7 protein-coding genes are annotated in these 13,404 nt (G+C 70.3%); 1 reads left to right on the top strand and 6 read right to left on the bottom strand.

Features of this window, described 5'->3' with window-relative positions; genetic code table 11:
• Positions 1-3: 3 nt before the first annotated feature.
• From CEK66_RS05250 to cysD, 6 genes are all read right to left on the bottom strand, one after another.
• Positions 4-3,129, bottom strand: coding sequence for an efflux RND transporter permease subunit (locus CEK66_RS05250; protein ID WP_152236182.1), 3,126 nt, complete (start codon positions 3,127-3,129; stop codon positions 4-6).
• Complete coding sequence (locus CEK66_RS05245) at positions 3,126-4,223, bottom strand: efflux RND transporter periplasmic adaptor subunit (protein WP_152236181.1); 1,098 nt, start codon at positions 4,221-4,223, stop codon at positions 3,126-3,128. The genes CEK66_RS05250 and CEK66_RS05245 overlap by 4 nt, the downstream gene beginning before the upstream one ends.
• A 148-nt stretch (positions 4,224-4,371) precedes the next feature.
• Complete coding sequence (locus CEK66_RS05240; protein WP_152236180.1) at positions 4,372-4,797, bottom strand: hypothetical protein; 426 nt, start codon at positions 4,795-4,797, stop codon at positions 4,372-4,374.
• A gap of 120 nt (positions 4,798-4,917) precedes the next feature.
• A complete protein-coding gene (locus CEK66_RS05235) occupies positions 4,918-7,596 on the bottom strand; it encodes a M1 family metallopeptidase (protein ID WP_152236179.1) in 2,679 nt (892 codons plus the stop codon).
• Positions 7,597-8,318: 722 nt separating this feature from the next.
• Complete coding sequence (gene cysN / locus CEK66_RS05230) at positions 8,319-10,313, bottom strand: sulfate adenylyltransferase subunit CysN (RefSeq protein WP_152236178.1); 1,995 nt, start codon at positions 10,311-10,313, stop codon at positions 8,319-8,321.
• The gene (gene cysD / locus CEK66_RS05225) at positions 10,313-11,221 is read right to left on the bottom strand and encodes a sulfate adenylyltransferase subunit CysD (RefSeq protein WP_152236177.1); all 909 of its coding nucleotides are present in this window, start codon (positions 11,219-11,221) and stop codon (positions 10,313-10,315) included. The genes cysN and cysD overlap by 1 nt, the downstream gene beginning before the upstream one ends.
• Positions 11,222-11,416: 195 nt before the next feature.
• Here cysD and CEK66_RS05220 point away from each other — a divergent pair, with 195 nt between their 5' ends.
• The gene (locus CEK66_RS05220) at positions 11,417-13,294 is read left to right on the top strand and encodes an assimilatory sulfite reductase (NADPH) flavoprotein subunit (RefSeq protein ID WP_152236176.1); all 1,878 of its coding nucleotides are present in this window, start codon (positions 11,417-11,419) and stop codon (positions 13,292-13,294) included.
• Positions 13,295-13,404: the final 110 nt, after the last annotated feature.

Genomic DNA, 13,404 nt, shown 5'->3' with positions numbered 1-13,404 from the left:
GGCTCAGGCGTGGCCGCCGACCGACGGCGTCTGCGCTTCCAGTTGCTGCAGGCGCTGCTGCACCGCGTCCGGCGAGCGCGTGTACGGCGCCAGCAGGGCATAGAACGCCGGCACCACGAACAGCGACAGCAGCGTGGACACCGATACGCCGAAGATCACCACGATACCGATGGTGGCGCGGCTGGCCGATCCGGGGCCGCCGGCGACCACCAGCGGGATCGCGCCGACCACGGTGGCCAGCGAGGTCATCAGGATCGGCCGCAGGCGCACCGCCGAGGCCTCTACAATCGCGTCGCGCACGCTGCGCCCGGCATCGCGCAACTGGTTGGCGAACTCCACGATCAGGATGCCGTTCTTGGCCGCCAGCCCGACCAGCATCACGATGCCGATCTGACTGAACAGGTTGAGCGTACCGCCGCTGATCGCCAGGCCGATCAGCGCGCCGAGCACGCCCAGCGGTACGGTCAGCATGATCACCAGCGGGTGGATGAAGCTCTCGAACTGCGCCGCCAGCACCAGGTACACGATCAGCAAGGCCAGGGCGAAGGTCAGCAGCACCGCGCCGCCGGCCTTCTGGTACTCGCGCGATTCGCCCTTCCAGTCGAGCTGCGCGTAATCGGGCAGTTCCTCGCGCGCCACCTGCTGCGCCCAGGCGATCGCCTCGCCGAGCGGATAGCCCGGGGCCAGGCCGGCGTTGATGGTGATGGCACGCAGGCGATTGAAGCGGTGCAGGTTGCCCGGCTCGGCGACTTCGCGCAGGGTCACCAGGTTGGACAGCGGGATCAGCTGGCCGCTGTCGGCGCGTACCCGGATCGCCGCCAGGTCGGCCGGATCGGCGCGGCCGTCGCGACTGGCCTGCAGCATCACGTCGTACTCCTCGCCGTTGTCGACGAAGGTGGTGACCTGGCGCGCGCCCATCAGCGTCTCCAGCGCGCGGCCGATCTCGGTCACCGGCACGCCGAGGTCGGCTGCCCGCTGACGGTCGATCTCCACGCGCATCTGCGGCCGGGTTTCCTTGTAGTCCGAGTCCGCCCCGACCAGCCCGGGGTTGTCGGCGATGCGCGCGAGCAGGCGGTCGCGCCACTGCGCGATCTCGGCGTAGTCGGGGCCGCCGAGCACGATCTGGAACGGTTGCCCGCGGCTGTTGACCAGGCCGCCGCCGACCTGGGTGCGCGCACGCACGCCGGGCAAGGCGCGCAGTTCCTCCTGCAGCGTCGCGGCGACGTCGGCGGTGGCCACGTCGCGCTCGCTCCAGTCGCGCAGGAACACGCTGACCCGACCGGTGTGCATCTCCTCGCTGGCGCCGAAACTGCCGGGCACGCGCGGATTGGCGCGTGCGATCGGCTGGCCGTCGCCGCGGTGGCGGTCGAGGATGGTCTCGACCTGGTGCATCTGCCCCACCGTGTAGTCGAAGCCGGCGCCTTCCGGCGCATCGATCATCACCTGGAACGAGCCGCGGTCCTCGGCCGGCGCCAGCTCCGAGGGAATCACCCGCGCCAGCAGCGCGCTGGCCGCCAGCGCCGCCAGCAGCAGCGCGCCGAACACCCAGGCGCGGCCGACGTGGCGCTCGAGCACGCGCCGGTAGCGCGCGCTCAGCCCCTGCAGCCGCGCCTCGACCCAGCCATGCACGCGGTTGGGCTGCTCGCGCGCGTGCGCCTTGAGCAGCTTGGACGACATCATCGGGGTCAGGGTCAGCGCGACGAAGGCGGAAATCGCCACCGCCGCGGCCAGCGCCACCGCCAATTCGCGGAACAGGCGCCCGGTGTTGCCTTCGAGGAAACCGACCGGCAGGAACACCGCCACCAGCACCGCGGTGGTGGCGATCACCGCGAAGGCGACCTGCGCGGTGCCGCGCCGCGCCGCCACCAGCGCCGGTTCGCCCAGGTCGACGCGACGCTGGATGTTCTCCACCACCACGATCGCATCGTCCACCACCAGGCCGATGCACAGCACCAGGGCGAGCAGGGTCAGCAGGTTGATCGAGAAGCCGAACGCATACAGCGCGATGAACGCGGCCACCAGGCACACCGGCACCGTCACCGCCGGGATCAGCGCCGCGCGCACGCTGCCCAGGAACAGCCAGATCACCACCAGCACCAGCAACACCGCCTCGATCAGGGTGTGGTAGACGCGTTCCACCGAGGCATCGATGAACACGGTGGAATCGAAGGCGACGAAGATCTGCGTGCCCTTGGGCAGGGTCTGCTGGATCTGCTGCGCGGCCGCGCGCGCGGCGCGGGCCACATCCAGGCTGTTGGCGGTGGAGGTCTTGACGATGCCCAGGCCGACGTTGGGCACGCCGTTGCTGCGGAAGTAGGCGCGGCGCTCGGCCGAGGCCAGTTCCACCTTGGCCACGTCGCCCAGCCGCACCACGTAGCCGTCGCGGCCCTTGCCGAGCGGGATCGTGGCGAAATCCGCCGGCGCGCGGTAGCTGCGCTCCACGCGCAGGGTGAAGTCGCGGTCGGCCGACTCCAGGCGGCCGGCCGGCAGTTCGACGTTCTCGCGAGCCAACGCGTTCTCCACGTCGGCCACGGTGAGATCCCGCGCGGCCAACTGGTCGCGGTCCAGCCAGATCCGCATCGCATAGCGCTGGCGCCCGCCCAGGCGCACCTGGGCCACGCCGTCGATGCTGGACAGGCGATCCACCACGTAGCGTTCGGCGTAGTCGGACAGCTGCAGCGCATCCATCGTGCTGGAGCTCATGTTGAGCCACAGGATGGCGTCGGCATCGGCCTCGACCTTGGCGATCTCCGGCGCGTCGGCCTCGTCGGGCAGGCGGTCGAGCACGCGGCTGACCGCATCGCGCACGTCGTTGGCGGCGGCCTCAATGTCGCGGGTGGCGCGGAGCTCGATGCTGATGTCGGCCACGCCGTTGGAACTGCGCGCCTGGATCGTCTCAATGCCTTCGATGCCGGCCAGCGCGTCCTCCAGCACCTGGGTGATGCGGCTCTCCACCACCGCCGCCGAGGCGCCGGGGTAGCGCACCTCCACCGACACGATCGGCGGATCGATCGCCGGCAGCTCGCGCAGGGTCAGCCGGCTGTACGCCATCACCCCCAGCACCACCAGCAACAGGCTCATCACCGCGGCGAACACCGGCCGGGTGATGGAGACGTCGGACAGCTTCATCGCGCCAGGTCCGCCGCGGCGCTGCCGCTGCGCGCGCCGCCGCCGTTCATGCCGGCGGCGGCATCGACCACGGTCACGCCCGGACGCAGCTTGCCGGTGCCCTCGACCACGATGCGCTGGCCGGGCTGCAGGCCCTCCACGATCTCGACCAGGCCGTCGCGACGCGCGCCGGTGCGCACGTCGGCGCGGGCCACGGTGGCGTCGGCGCCGACGCGATAGACGAAAGCGTCGCGCCCCACCTGCACCACCGCGATCTCCGGGATCACCAGCGCCTGCCGGGCGGGCCGATACAGGCGCACGTCCATCAGCATGCCCGGGCGCAGCGCGCGGTCGGCATTGTCGAAAGCCGCGCGCACGGTGACCGCGCGGGTGGCGCTGTCCACGCGCGCATCCACGGTGGTGACCTTGCCGTCGAAGGCGCGGCCCGGATACGCCACGCTGCGGCCGCCGACGGCATCGCCCGCCTTCACCGTCGACAGCGCCGCCTCCGGCACCTGGAAATCCACGTAGACCTGGGCCACGTCGTCGAGCGTGGCGATGGTCGCGTCGGGCGTCAGCAGCGCGCCGGGGCTGACCTGGCGCAGGCCGAGCACGCCGGCGAACGGCGCGCGCACGCTGCGGTCGCCGATCTCCGCGCGCATCTGCAGCACCCGCGCCTGCGCGGCATCGCGCAGTGCGCGTTGCGTGTCCAGTTGCGCGCGCGACACCAGTTGCCGCCCGACCAGTTCGCTCTGCCGCCGATACAGTTGCTCGGCCTCGGTGTAGGTGGCCTCCGCCTCGCGCAACGCCGCCTGCTGGCCCTGCCCGCGCAGCGTCACCAGCGGCGCGCCGGCCGCCACTTCCTGGCCACTCTCGAAATGCACGCGCTCCACGATCTCGCTGACCTTGGCGGTCAGCGTCACCGACTCGCGGGCCTTGACCGTGCCCAGCGCGGCCAGGCTGTCGTTCCACTCACGGGGCTGCACCGTCTGCAGCGTCACCGGAATCGCGGCACTCGCTGCGGCCGGCGCCGGGGCCTTGCCGCAACCGGCGAGCGCGAGCGAGGACAACAGAAGGCACACCAGGCGGACGCCGGCGCGTGGTCGGTGCGGCATGGAGATCCCGGACGCGTGGAGTTCGACCCAGTCTAACGGCCTGGCGTGACGGGCGTTGACACGTCGCGACCATGACCGACGACCCTTGCCGGCCAACGCATGCGCTGCGCGATGAGACGCAGCGCACGCGTGGCACGGCTTGGGCCGCTCAATCAGTCTTGCCGGTACGACGCCGGGTGAAGTACGGATAGGCCACCACGAAGGCAAGCGCCGATGCAGTCCCAAGCAGCATGCGCACCGCCTGCCCCAGGCTGTGCGGCACATACAGGGCATGCGCCGACGCGTCATACCAGATCGCGTGCAGCATCATCAATCCGAACGAGGCCATCGGCAGTCCGAACACCAGCCAGCCGAAAAAGCGCAGCGCCGGCGACGTACGCCCCTCGGCTAATTTGCCGACGACCTCTGTGCTGGCCAGGTGGTACTGGAACGGATCGGAGGTGGCGTATCTGGGCGGCGGCGGCGGCGCTGGCTCCGGCTGCACCGGCTGATGCGTCACCTGTTCGGTGCACGCCGGTTGGACCAGTTCGGCCACATTGGTTCTGGCCAACACGTCATGCAGCTTCGGATCCATGCGTTCCCCCCTGAACGTTGCCCGGCAGCGTCGTCCGCCACCGGATCCGCCATCCCTGCGCCTGCCGCGCGAGTGCGCGCCGCATAGCATGCGGGCGGCGCAGGGACCTGGCAACTGCGATCAGTGCGGCGGAAACGCGGCGCGCTGCCGCGCCTGCAGCGCACTGCACAGGCGAATCGTTTCGGCGGTCTGCGCAAGGCCGCGGTCGGCGCCGCTGAGTGCCTTCAGGCGCGGCGTGAAGAACGCCTCCAGCCGGTCCGCTTCGGCGGCGTCGCAGCCACCGCTGGCCGCCAGCGCCGGCAAGCGACCGCCGTCGAAGGAACCGGAGCGCGCCACGATGCGATCGAAGTGGGCGGTGTACCAGGGCCACATCGAGGCGTGCGTGGCCGGCTCGGCATGCGCGCCCATCAGCAGGCTGTTCATCTCGCCGACCTTGATCGCATCGGTCAGGGCGAAATCGCGCACCTTCTGCAACTGCTTCGGATCCTGCACGGCGCCGAGCGCTTCGATCATCGCATTGCGCTGGGCCGGTTCGCCGTGACCGCGCAGGGCGGCGATCAATGCGTCCACCGCGGGCGCGCCACGCGCCTGCACCGCCACCGTCAGCGCTGCGCCAAGCAGATCCGGGTTGGCGGCGGCGAAATCCAGCGCACCGCCCTTGCCGGCCAGCACCGCATCGCCCTGGGCCAGCAGCGCCTGCCGCACCGCCGGCACGCCCATGGTCACCCCGAGCAGTTCGGCCAGGGTGGAGCGCAGCGCCACGTCGTCATCGCTGTCGCCGGCGCGGCGCCGATCGCCCAGCGCCCGCAGGCGTGCGCCGAACGCGGCGTCGGTGGCCTGGCGCAGCATGGCGCGCTGCGCCTCGTCACGCGCCAGCACCCGCCAGATCCAGGCGATGCGGTCGTTCATCGCGGTGGCCACCGCCGTAGCCTTGGCCGGCGCCAGTTGCTGCATCGCCGCGATCACGTCCGCGGTATCGGCCTCGCCGGTGCGGAACGCGCTGTCGATGGCATCGGCATAGGCCAGCTTCTCGGCATCGTCGAGCGCATCGAGATGGCGACCGAGCGCGGCCAGCTGCGGCTTGGGCAGGGCGAAGCGGTAGTAGCCGGTGCCGCCGGCATTCGGCATCACCCAGCTGTCGGCATCGGCACCAGCGAGCGCGAGGCGGCCGTCGCCGGAAGACAGCATCTGGCAGGCGCGGCGCACGCCCTGGCGCGTGCCGTACTTGACGCACACCGGCACGCCCCAGGTCTGTGCGGCGTTGCCGCGCGAGCCCAGCGGCAGGAAGCGCTGCTGGTGCAGTTGCAGCACCGCGCCGCCCGCCTCGGGCTGCAGCTGCGCTTGCAGATAGGGCACGCCGGGCTGGTCGAGGAAGCTGCGGAACGCGGCCTTGAACTCCTCATCCTTGCCGGCCGCGGCGGCGATGGCATCGACCAGGTCGTCGGCAGTGGCGTTGCCGAAGCGGTGCGCGCGAATGTAGCTGCGCATGCCGCTGCGGAAGGTATCCTCGCCGACGAACTGCTCGAACATGCCCAGCACCGCGGCGCCCTTGCGGTAGGTGATGCTGTCGAAGGCGGTCTCGATGTCGCCGTTGCCGGTGATCGGCTGGCGGATCTTGCGCGCGCTGACCAGGCTGTCGTTGTTCATCGCGTCATGCGCGGCACTGATGCGGTCCAGGTCGGCGCGGTACTGCGGCCGCAGGCGCATGGTGATCTTCTGCTGCATCCAGGTGGCGAAGGCCTCGTTGAGCCACAGGTCGTCCCACCAGGCCATGGTCACCGTATCGCCGGTCCACTGGTGCGCCAGCTCGTGCGCGGTGACGTTGAACGAGCCCTCGACGTTGTGCCGCGGCGAATCGTCGTCCAGCAGCAACAGCCAGTCGCGGAAGGTGACGAAGCCGGGGTTCTCCATCGCCCCGGCGGAGAAGTCCGGCGCGGCCACCAGGTCCAGCTTGTCGAACGGATAGCCGAAGTCGTAGTAGTCCTCCAGCGCGGCGATGATCTCCGGCGTCTGCTGCAGCGCGCGCCGGATGCGCGGGCCCTGTCCTTGTGCAGCGACGCCGCGCAAGGGGGTGGCCTGCGCGCGCTGCGGCGTGGCCGGCAGCGCCGGCCCGTCGACCACGTCCCACGGCCCGACCGCGTAGGCCACCAGGTAGGTCGGCAGCGGCACGGTCTCGGCGAAGCGCACGGTCTTCCAGCCCTTGCCCGCCGGCTCGGTGGACTCGGCGCGGGTATTGGCCAGCGCCTGCTCGCCCTCGGGCACGGTCAGGCGCAGCGCGAACGGCGTCTTCAGCGCCGGCTCGTCGAAGCCGGGGAAAGCGTAGCGCGCGCTGATCGGCTCCATCTGCGTCAAGGCATAGGCATGCCCCTGCGCCTTGACCTGGTAGAGGCCCTGCAACTGCTGGTTGAACGGCGCGCTGTAGACGATGGTCAGGATCAGTTCCTGCGGCTGCAGCGTGCGCCCGAAGGCGATGCGGGCCACGCCGGCCTGCGCGTCGGCCTGGGTGTAGCGCACCGGGAACGACGCACCATCGGCGGTGCGCAGCGTGGCCTTGCTCACCCGTAGCTCCTTGCCGTGCAGCCACAGATGATCGGAGGCGCGCTCCAGGCGCACGCGGACGGTGGCGGTGCCGTCGAAGCTGGTGCGCTCCGGATCGATCTTCAAGTCCAGCGCATAGTGCTCCGGCACCACCCAATTCGGCAGGCGTCCGGTCGGCACCGCATCGGGGGCCTGCGCGCAGGCCGCGCCGCAGCACAGCGCGAGGACGGAGAACAGCATGCGACGGGACAGAGCTGGCATGGACGGGCCTTCGCCGATGAGGAGGGCGACGACTTAAGCATGCGCGGCCGCGGCTGTCACGTGATGACCGCCCGTGATTTAGCCCGCGGGCACCGCGGAGGTTCTTCACGTCCGGCCCCTACATCTCAAGCAACAGCCAGGGCTTTCGCCTTGCGGCGAGTCACTTTGATCAGCCTTCGGCTGTGGTAAAGCACACCCTGCCTTGCGCCCTCCGCGCTGACGCGCTCCGGGTCCGCGTCCATCCCGGGGATTCGCGAAAGAGGCATCCCGCCCCTGCCGCGAACGGGGCACGTCCATGTGCGCCGTCCCTGCGGGGTTTTCCCCCGCGATGGCCGCCACTGCGGAAGGGAACCCGTTCAATCAAAAGCCAGAGCAACATCAACAGCAAAGGCCGAAGCAACTGCGACTGCTGCACACGCCTGGATCATTGCCGTGTCCGCCAACAAATGCACTGCGCGTGGTGGCGCTTATTGCCTGCTGATCCTGATGGACACACAACAACGCTGATTTCCGCAACAGCGAGCACTATTCGCGTGTGACGGAACAGCTCACGCCGAGACTTGCGACACGTTGGCTGGGTGCACTGTGGGAGGGACTTCAGTCCCGACGCCTCGAGGTCGGGTGCCTGGCGGGCGCTCTTCGGCGCGACTGCATGACAGTTGGCTCCTACAGTGCGGCGGCATCGGGAAGGCGATCGACCCTCGCAACGCCCCGCCCCCGCCTCAGTCCTGCAACCCCAGCGCCGCCAGTACCTGCGCGGCCAGCGCTTCGACGTTGTCGCCATCGGCGTGCAGGTGCAGTTCCGGCCGCTCCGGCGCCTCGTACGGGGAGTCGATGCCGGTGAAGTTGGGAATCAGGCCAGAGCGCGCCTTGGCGTACAGGCCCTTGACGTCGCGCGCCTCGGCCACCGGCAACGGCACGTCGACGAACACTTCGAGGAACTCGCCCTCGCCGAAGCGCTCTCGCGCCAGTTGCCGCTCGGCGCGGAACGGCGAGATGAAGCTGACCAGCACGATCAGGCCGGCATCGGTCATCAGCCTGGCCACCTCGGCGACGCGGCGGATGTTTTCCACGCGATCCTCGTCGGTGAAGCCCAGATCGCGGTTCAGGCCATGGCGCACGTTGTCGCCATCGAGAATGAAGGTGTGGTAGCCCAGTGCGTGCAGGCGCTTGTCGACCAGGTTGGCGATGGTCGACTTGCCGGCGCCGGACAGGCCGGTGAACCACAGCACCTTCGGTGTCTGTCCCTTGATCCGCGCGCGCGCGGCCTTGTCCACGTCCAGGTGCTGCCAATGCACGTTGCCGGCGCGGCGCAGCGCGAAATCCAGGGTCCCGGCGGCGACGGTGGCGTTGCTGTGACGGTCGATCAGGATGAAGCCGCCGAGCGCACGGTCCTGCGCGTACGGGGCGAAGGCGATCGGCTGATCCAGCGCCAGGTTGCAGTAGCCGACCTCGTTGGGTTCCAGGCGCTTGGCCGCCAGCCGCTCCTGCGTGTTGACGTCGATGCGGTGCTTGATCTCGGTGACGCTGGCGGCCACAGTGCGCGCACCGATCTTCAGCCAGTACGGGCGACCCGGCAGCAGCGCGGCATCGTCCATCCACAGCACGTGCGCGGCGAACTGGTCGGCCACCTCCGGCGGATCGCCGGCAGCGGCGATCACATCGCCACGGCTGACGTCGATCTCCTCGGTCAGGGTCAGGGTCACTGCCTGCCCGGCGACCGCGCGCGGAACCGGCTCGGCGCCGATCAGCACCTGCGCGACCTGCGCGCGCCGCGCCGACGGCAACACCACCACCGCATCGCCAGGCTGCACCGCGCCGGCCGCCACGGTGCCCGCGAAGCCGCGGAACTGCGCGTGCGGCCGGTTGACCCACTGCACCGGCAGGCGCAGGCCGCCGTCGCCGCTGCGCGCGTCCAACTGCACCCCTTCCAGGTGTTCGAGCAGCGCCGGGCCGGCATACCAGGGCATGCGCGCCGAACGCTGCGACAGGTTGTCGCCCTCCAGCGCCGACAGCGGAATGCACTGCACGTCGGCGATGCCCAACTGCGTGGCGAGCGCGCGGTACTCGGCGGCGATCGCGTCGAACGTCTCCTGCGCGAACTCGACCAGGTCCATCTTGTTGACCGCCAGCACCACGTGACGGATGCCCAGCAGCGCGACGATGTAGCTGTGCCGGCGGGTCTGGGTCAGCACGCCCTTGGACGCATCGACCAGCACCACCGCCACATCGGCGGTGGAGGCGCCGGTGGCCATGTTGCGGGTGTACTGCGCATGCCCGGGGCAGTCGGCGACGATGAACTTGCGCCGGTCGGTATCGAAATAGCGGTAGGCCACATCGATGGTGATGCCCTGCTCGCGCTCGGCGGCCAGGCCGTCCAGCAGCAGCGCATAGTCGATGGCTCCGCCGCGGGTGCCGTGGCGCTTGCTGTCGGCACCGAGCGCGGCCAGTTGGTCGTCGAACAGCCGCTTGCTGTCGTACAGCAAGCGACCGATCAGCGTGCTCTTGCCGTCGTCGACGCTGCCGCAGGTGATGAAGCGCAGCAGCGGCTTGTGTTCGTGTTGCTGCAGGTAGGCGGCGACTGCGTCGCCGCCTACGGGAATAGGGAATGGGGAATGGGGAATGGAAACAGCGGTCTCCTGCGACGCGCCAGATGGCGGCGATGCTTGCTTTTGCACTTGCGATTCCCGATTCCCTGTTCCCGATTCCCAGCCCATCAGAAATACCCCTCCACCTTCTTCTGCTCCATCGAGGCACCCGGATCCTGGTCGATGATCCGGCCCTGGCGTTCGGAGGTGGTGGCCTGCAGCATCTCGGCGATGATCTTCTCCAGGGTGTCGGCCTGCGACTCGATCGCGCCGGTCAACGGGTAGCAGCCGAGGGTGCGGAAGCGCACGCGGCGCAGTTGCGGGGTTTCGTCGGGACGCAGCGGCAGGCGTGCGTCGTCGACCATGATCAGCGCGCCGTCGCGTTCCACCACCGGGCGCTCGGCGGCGAAGTACAGCGGCACCACCGGAATCGCTTCGCGGTAGATGTACAGCCAGATGTCCAGCTCGGTCCAGTTGGACAGCGGGAACACGCGCACGCTCTCGCCGGGATGGATGCGCGGGTTGTACAGATTCCACAACTCCGGACGCTGCTGCTTGGGATCCCAGCGATGGTGCGCATTGCGGAACGAGAATACGCGCTCCTTGGCGCGCGCCTTCTCCTCGTCGCGGCGCGCGCCGCCGATGGCGGCATCGAACTTCCACAGGTCCAGCGCCTGCTTGAGCGCCTGGGTCTTCATCACGTCGGTGTGCACGCTGGCGCCGTGGCTGAACGGGCCGACGTCCTGGGCGACGCCGTCGGGATTGATGTGCACGCGCAGCTCCACGCCGGTCTCGGCGGCGCGGCGGTCGCGGAAGGCGATCATCTCGCGGAACTTCCAGCGCGTGTCCACGTGCAGCAGCGGGATCGGCGGCGGCGCCGGCGCGAACGCCTTGAGCAGCAGATGCAGCAGCACCGAACTGTCCTTGCCGACCGAATACAGCAACACCGGATTGCGGAACTCGGCAGCGACCTCGCGCAGGATGTGGATGCTCTCGGCCTCGAGGCGGTCGAGGTGGGACAGGGAAAACGCACTCATCGAGACGGCGGCAGCAGGCAGTGGGAGACCGGACCGAAGCGTAGCAGCGGTCGTGGCAGTCGGGGCGGCAGTGTGCGTCGCGCCGGCCGCCCGGCAGAAATAAGCCCCGGGCATGAGCCGATAACCCCTGTTCCTTTCTGCACCGCGCAACGCTTCCCTAACATCGGTCATCCCTTCCCAACACCCGGACCGGCCATGACCGCCGCCTCGCCCGCGTTGCCGCCCAGCCCCTTGCCCGAGGAGCGTAAGGCACTGCTGGCGCGGACCGTGGAGGGCCTGGACGCGGCCGGCCTGTGGTGGCTGTCCGGCTACGCCGCCGGCCTGGCCCAGGCGCAGGGGCCGACAACGCCGGCGCTGGCCGTGGTCGCCGGTGTCGCCGCGTCACCCTCGCCCGCGCCGCAGTTGAGCATCGTCTACGGCAGCCAGACCGGCAACGCGCGCCGCGCCGCCGAACAGGTCGCCGCCGAGGCCGAAGCCGCCGGGCTGGCGGTGCGCCTGCTGCGCGCCGACGTCTATCCCACCCGCGAGCTGGGCAACGAACGCCTGCTGTACGTGGTCATCAGCACCCAGGGCGAGGGCGACCCGCCGGACGATGCGATCGGCTTCGTCGAGTTCCTGCAGAGCCGGCGCGCGCCAAAGCTGCCGCAGCTGCAGTACGCCGTGCTCGGCCTGGGCGATTCCAGCTACGCCGATTTCTGCGGCATCGCCCGGCGCCTGGATGCGCGCCTGGCCGAACTCGGCGCGCAGCGGCTGCTGCCGCTGGGCGAGGCCGACCTGGAGATCGAGACGGTCGCGGCGCCATGGCGCGTGCAGGCGCTGGCGCAGGCACGCGACGTACTGGGCCGCCACACGCCCGCGGCGCCGTCGGCCACGGTGACCCCGCTGCGCGGCACCGCGGCGACGGCTTGGAGCCGCACCCAGCCGTTCGCCGCCGAAGTGCTGGCCAACCAGCCGATCAGCGGCCGCGACTTCAAGGGCCCGCGCTACGCCGCGCACGGCCCGGCCGACAAGGACGTACGCCACCTGGAGCTGTCGCTGGCCGGCAGCGGCCTGCACTACGAACCCGGCGATGCCCTGGGCGTGCGCCATCGCAACCCGCCTGCGCTGGTCGAGGCGGTGTTGACCGCGACGCGACTGGACGGTCACGCCGAACTCACCGCCGATGGGCAGACACTGTCCCTGCACGAGTGGCTCAGCGGCCACCGCGAACTGACCCGGGCCTCGCGCCCGTTGCTCAGCGCGGTCGCCGAACGCGCCGGCGCGACCGCGCTGACCGAGCTGCTCGACCCCACCCAGACCGCCGGCCTGGCGGCGCTGCTCGCCGATCACCAAGTGATCGACGTGCTGCGTCGCTGGCCGGCGGATTGGGACCACGCCGCGCTGCTGCAGGCGCTGCGGCCGATGGTCCCGCGCCTGTACTCGATCGCCTCCAGCCGCAAGCGGGTCGGCGACGAAGCCCACCTCACCGTCGACGTGCTGGCCTACGACGCGCACGGCCATGCCCACGGCGGCGCCGCCAGCGGCTATTTGGCCGCCCTGGCCGAAGGCGACAGCGCCCCGATCTACATCGAGCCCAACGAACGCTTCCGGGTGCCGGCCGACGCCAGCCGCGACATCCTGATGATCGGCCCCGGCACCGGCGTGGCGCCGTTCCGCGGCTTCGTGCAGGAGCGCGCCGAGAGCGGCGCCAGCGGCCGCAACTGGCTGTTCTTCGGCGCCCGCCACTTCAACCGCGACTTCCTCTACCAGGCCGAATGGCAGCAGGCGCTGCGCAGCGGCGAACTGCACCGGCTGGACCTGGCGTTCTCGCGCGACGTGCAACCGCTGCGCGGCACTGCCGCTCCGGCCAAGGTGTACGTGCAGCAGCGCCTGCGCGAACACGGCCGTGCCGTCTACGACTGGCTGCAGAACGGCGCGCACCTGTACGTATGCGGCGCCATCGCCATGGGCAGGGACGTGCACGCCACCCTGCTGGAGCTCGTCGCCGAACACGGCGCCCACAGCCCCGAGGACGCCGCCGCCTACCTCAGCCAACTGCAGCGGGAGGGGCGGTATGCGCGTGATGTCTATTGAGGCGGGGAATCGGGAAACGGGAATGGGGAATGGGCAACAGCCGGCCTCGACGGGCTTTCCGTAATCCGACGCACCCGCATTTGCCATTCCCCATTCCCCATTCTCGATTC

The sequence above is a fragment of the Xanthomonas sp. LMG 12460 genome, assembly GCF_009192895.1.
GTDB lineage: Bacteria > Pseudomonadota > Gammaproteobacteria > Xanthomonadales > Xanthomonadaceae > Xanthomonas_A > Xanthomonas_A sontii.
The sequence above is the reverse complement of the archived record's forward strand: the minus strand, read 5'-3'. Positions and strand labels throughout refer to the sequence as shown.

What these genes read in the sequence shown, in the direction of transcription:
- cysD (WP_152236177.1), bottom strand. Translation starts at nt 11,221, where the DNA reads ATGAGTGCGTTTTCCCTGTCCCACCTCGACCGCCTCGAGGCCGAGAGC.
- CEK66_RS05235 (WP_152236179.1), bottom strand. Translation starts at nt 7,596, where the DNA reads ATGCCAGCTCTGTCCCGTCGCATGCTGTTCTCCGTCCTCGCGCTGTGC.
- CEK66_RS05250 (WP_152236182.1), bottom strand. Translation starts at nt 3,129, where the DNA reads ATGAAGCTGTCCGACGTCTCCATCACCCGGCCGGTGTTCGCCGCGGTG.
- cysN (WP_152236178.1), bottom strand. Translation starts at nt 10,313, where the DNA reads ATGGGCTGGGAATCGGGAACAGGGAATCGGGAATCGCAAGTGCAAAAG.
- CEK66_RS05240 (WP_152236180.1), bottom strand. Translation starts at nt 4,797, where the DNA reads ATGGATCCGAAGCTGCATGACGTGTTGGCCAGAACCAATGTGGCCGAA.
- CEK66_RS05245 (WP_152236181.1), bottom strand. Translation starts at nt 4,223, where the DNA reads ATGCCGCACCGACCACGCGCCGGCGTCCGCCTGGTGTGCCTTCTGTTG.
- CEK66_RS05220 (WP_152236176.1), top strand. Translation starts at nt 11,417, where the DNA reads ATGACCGCCGCCTCGCCCGCGTTGCCGCCCAGCCCCTTGCCCGAGGAG.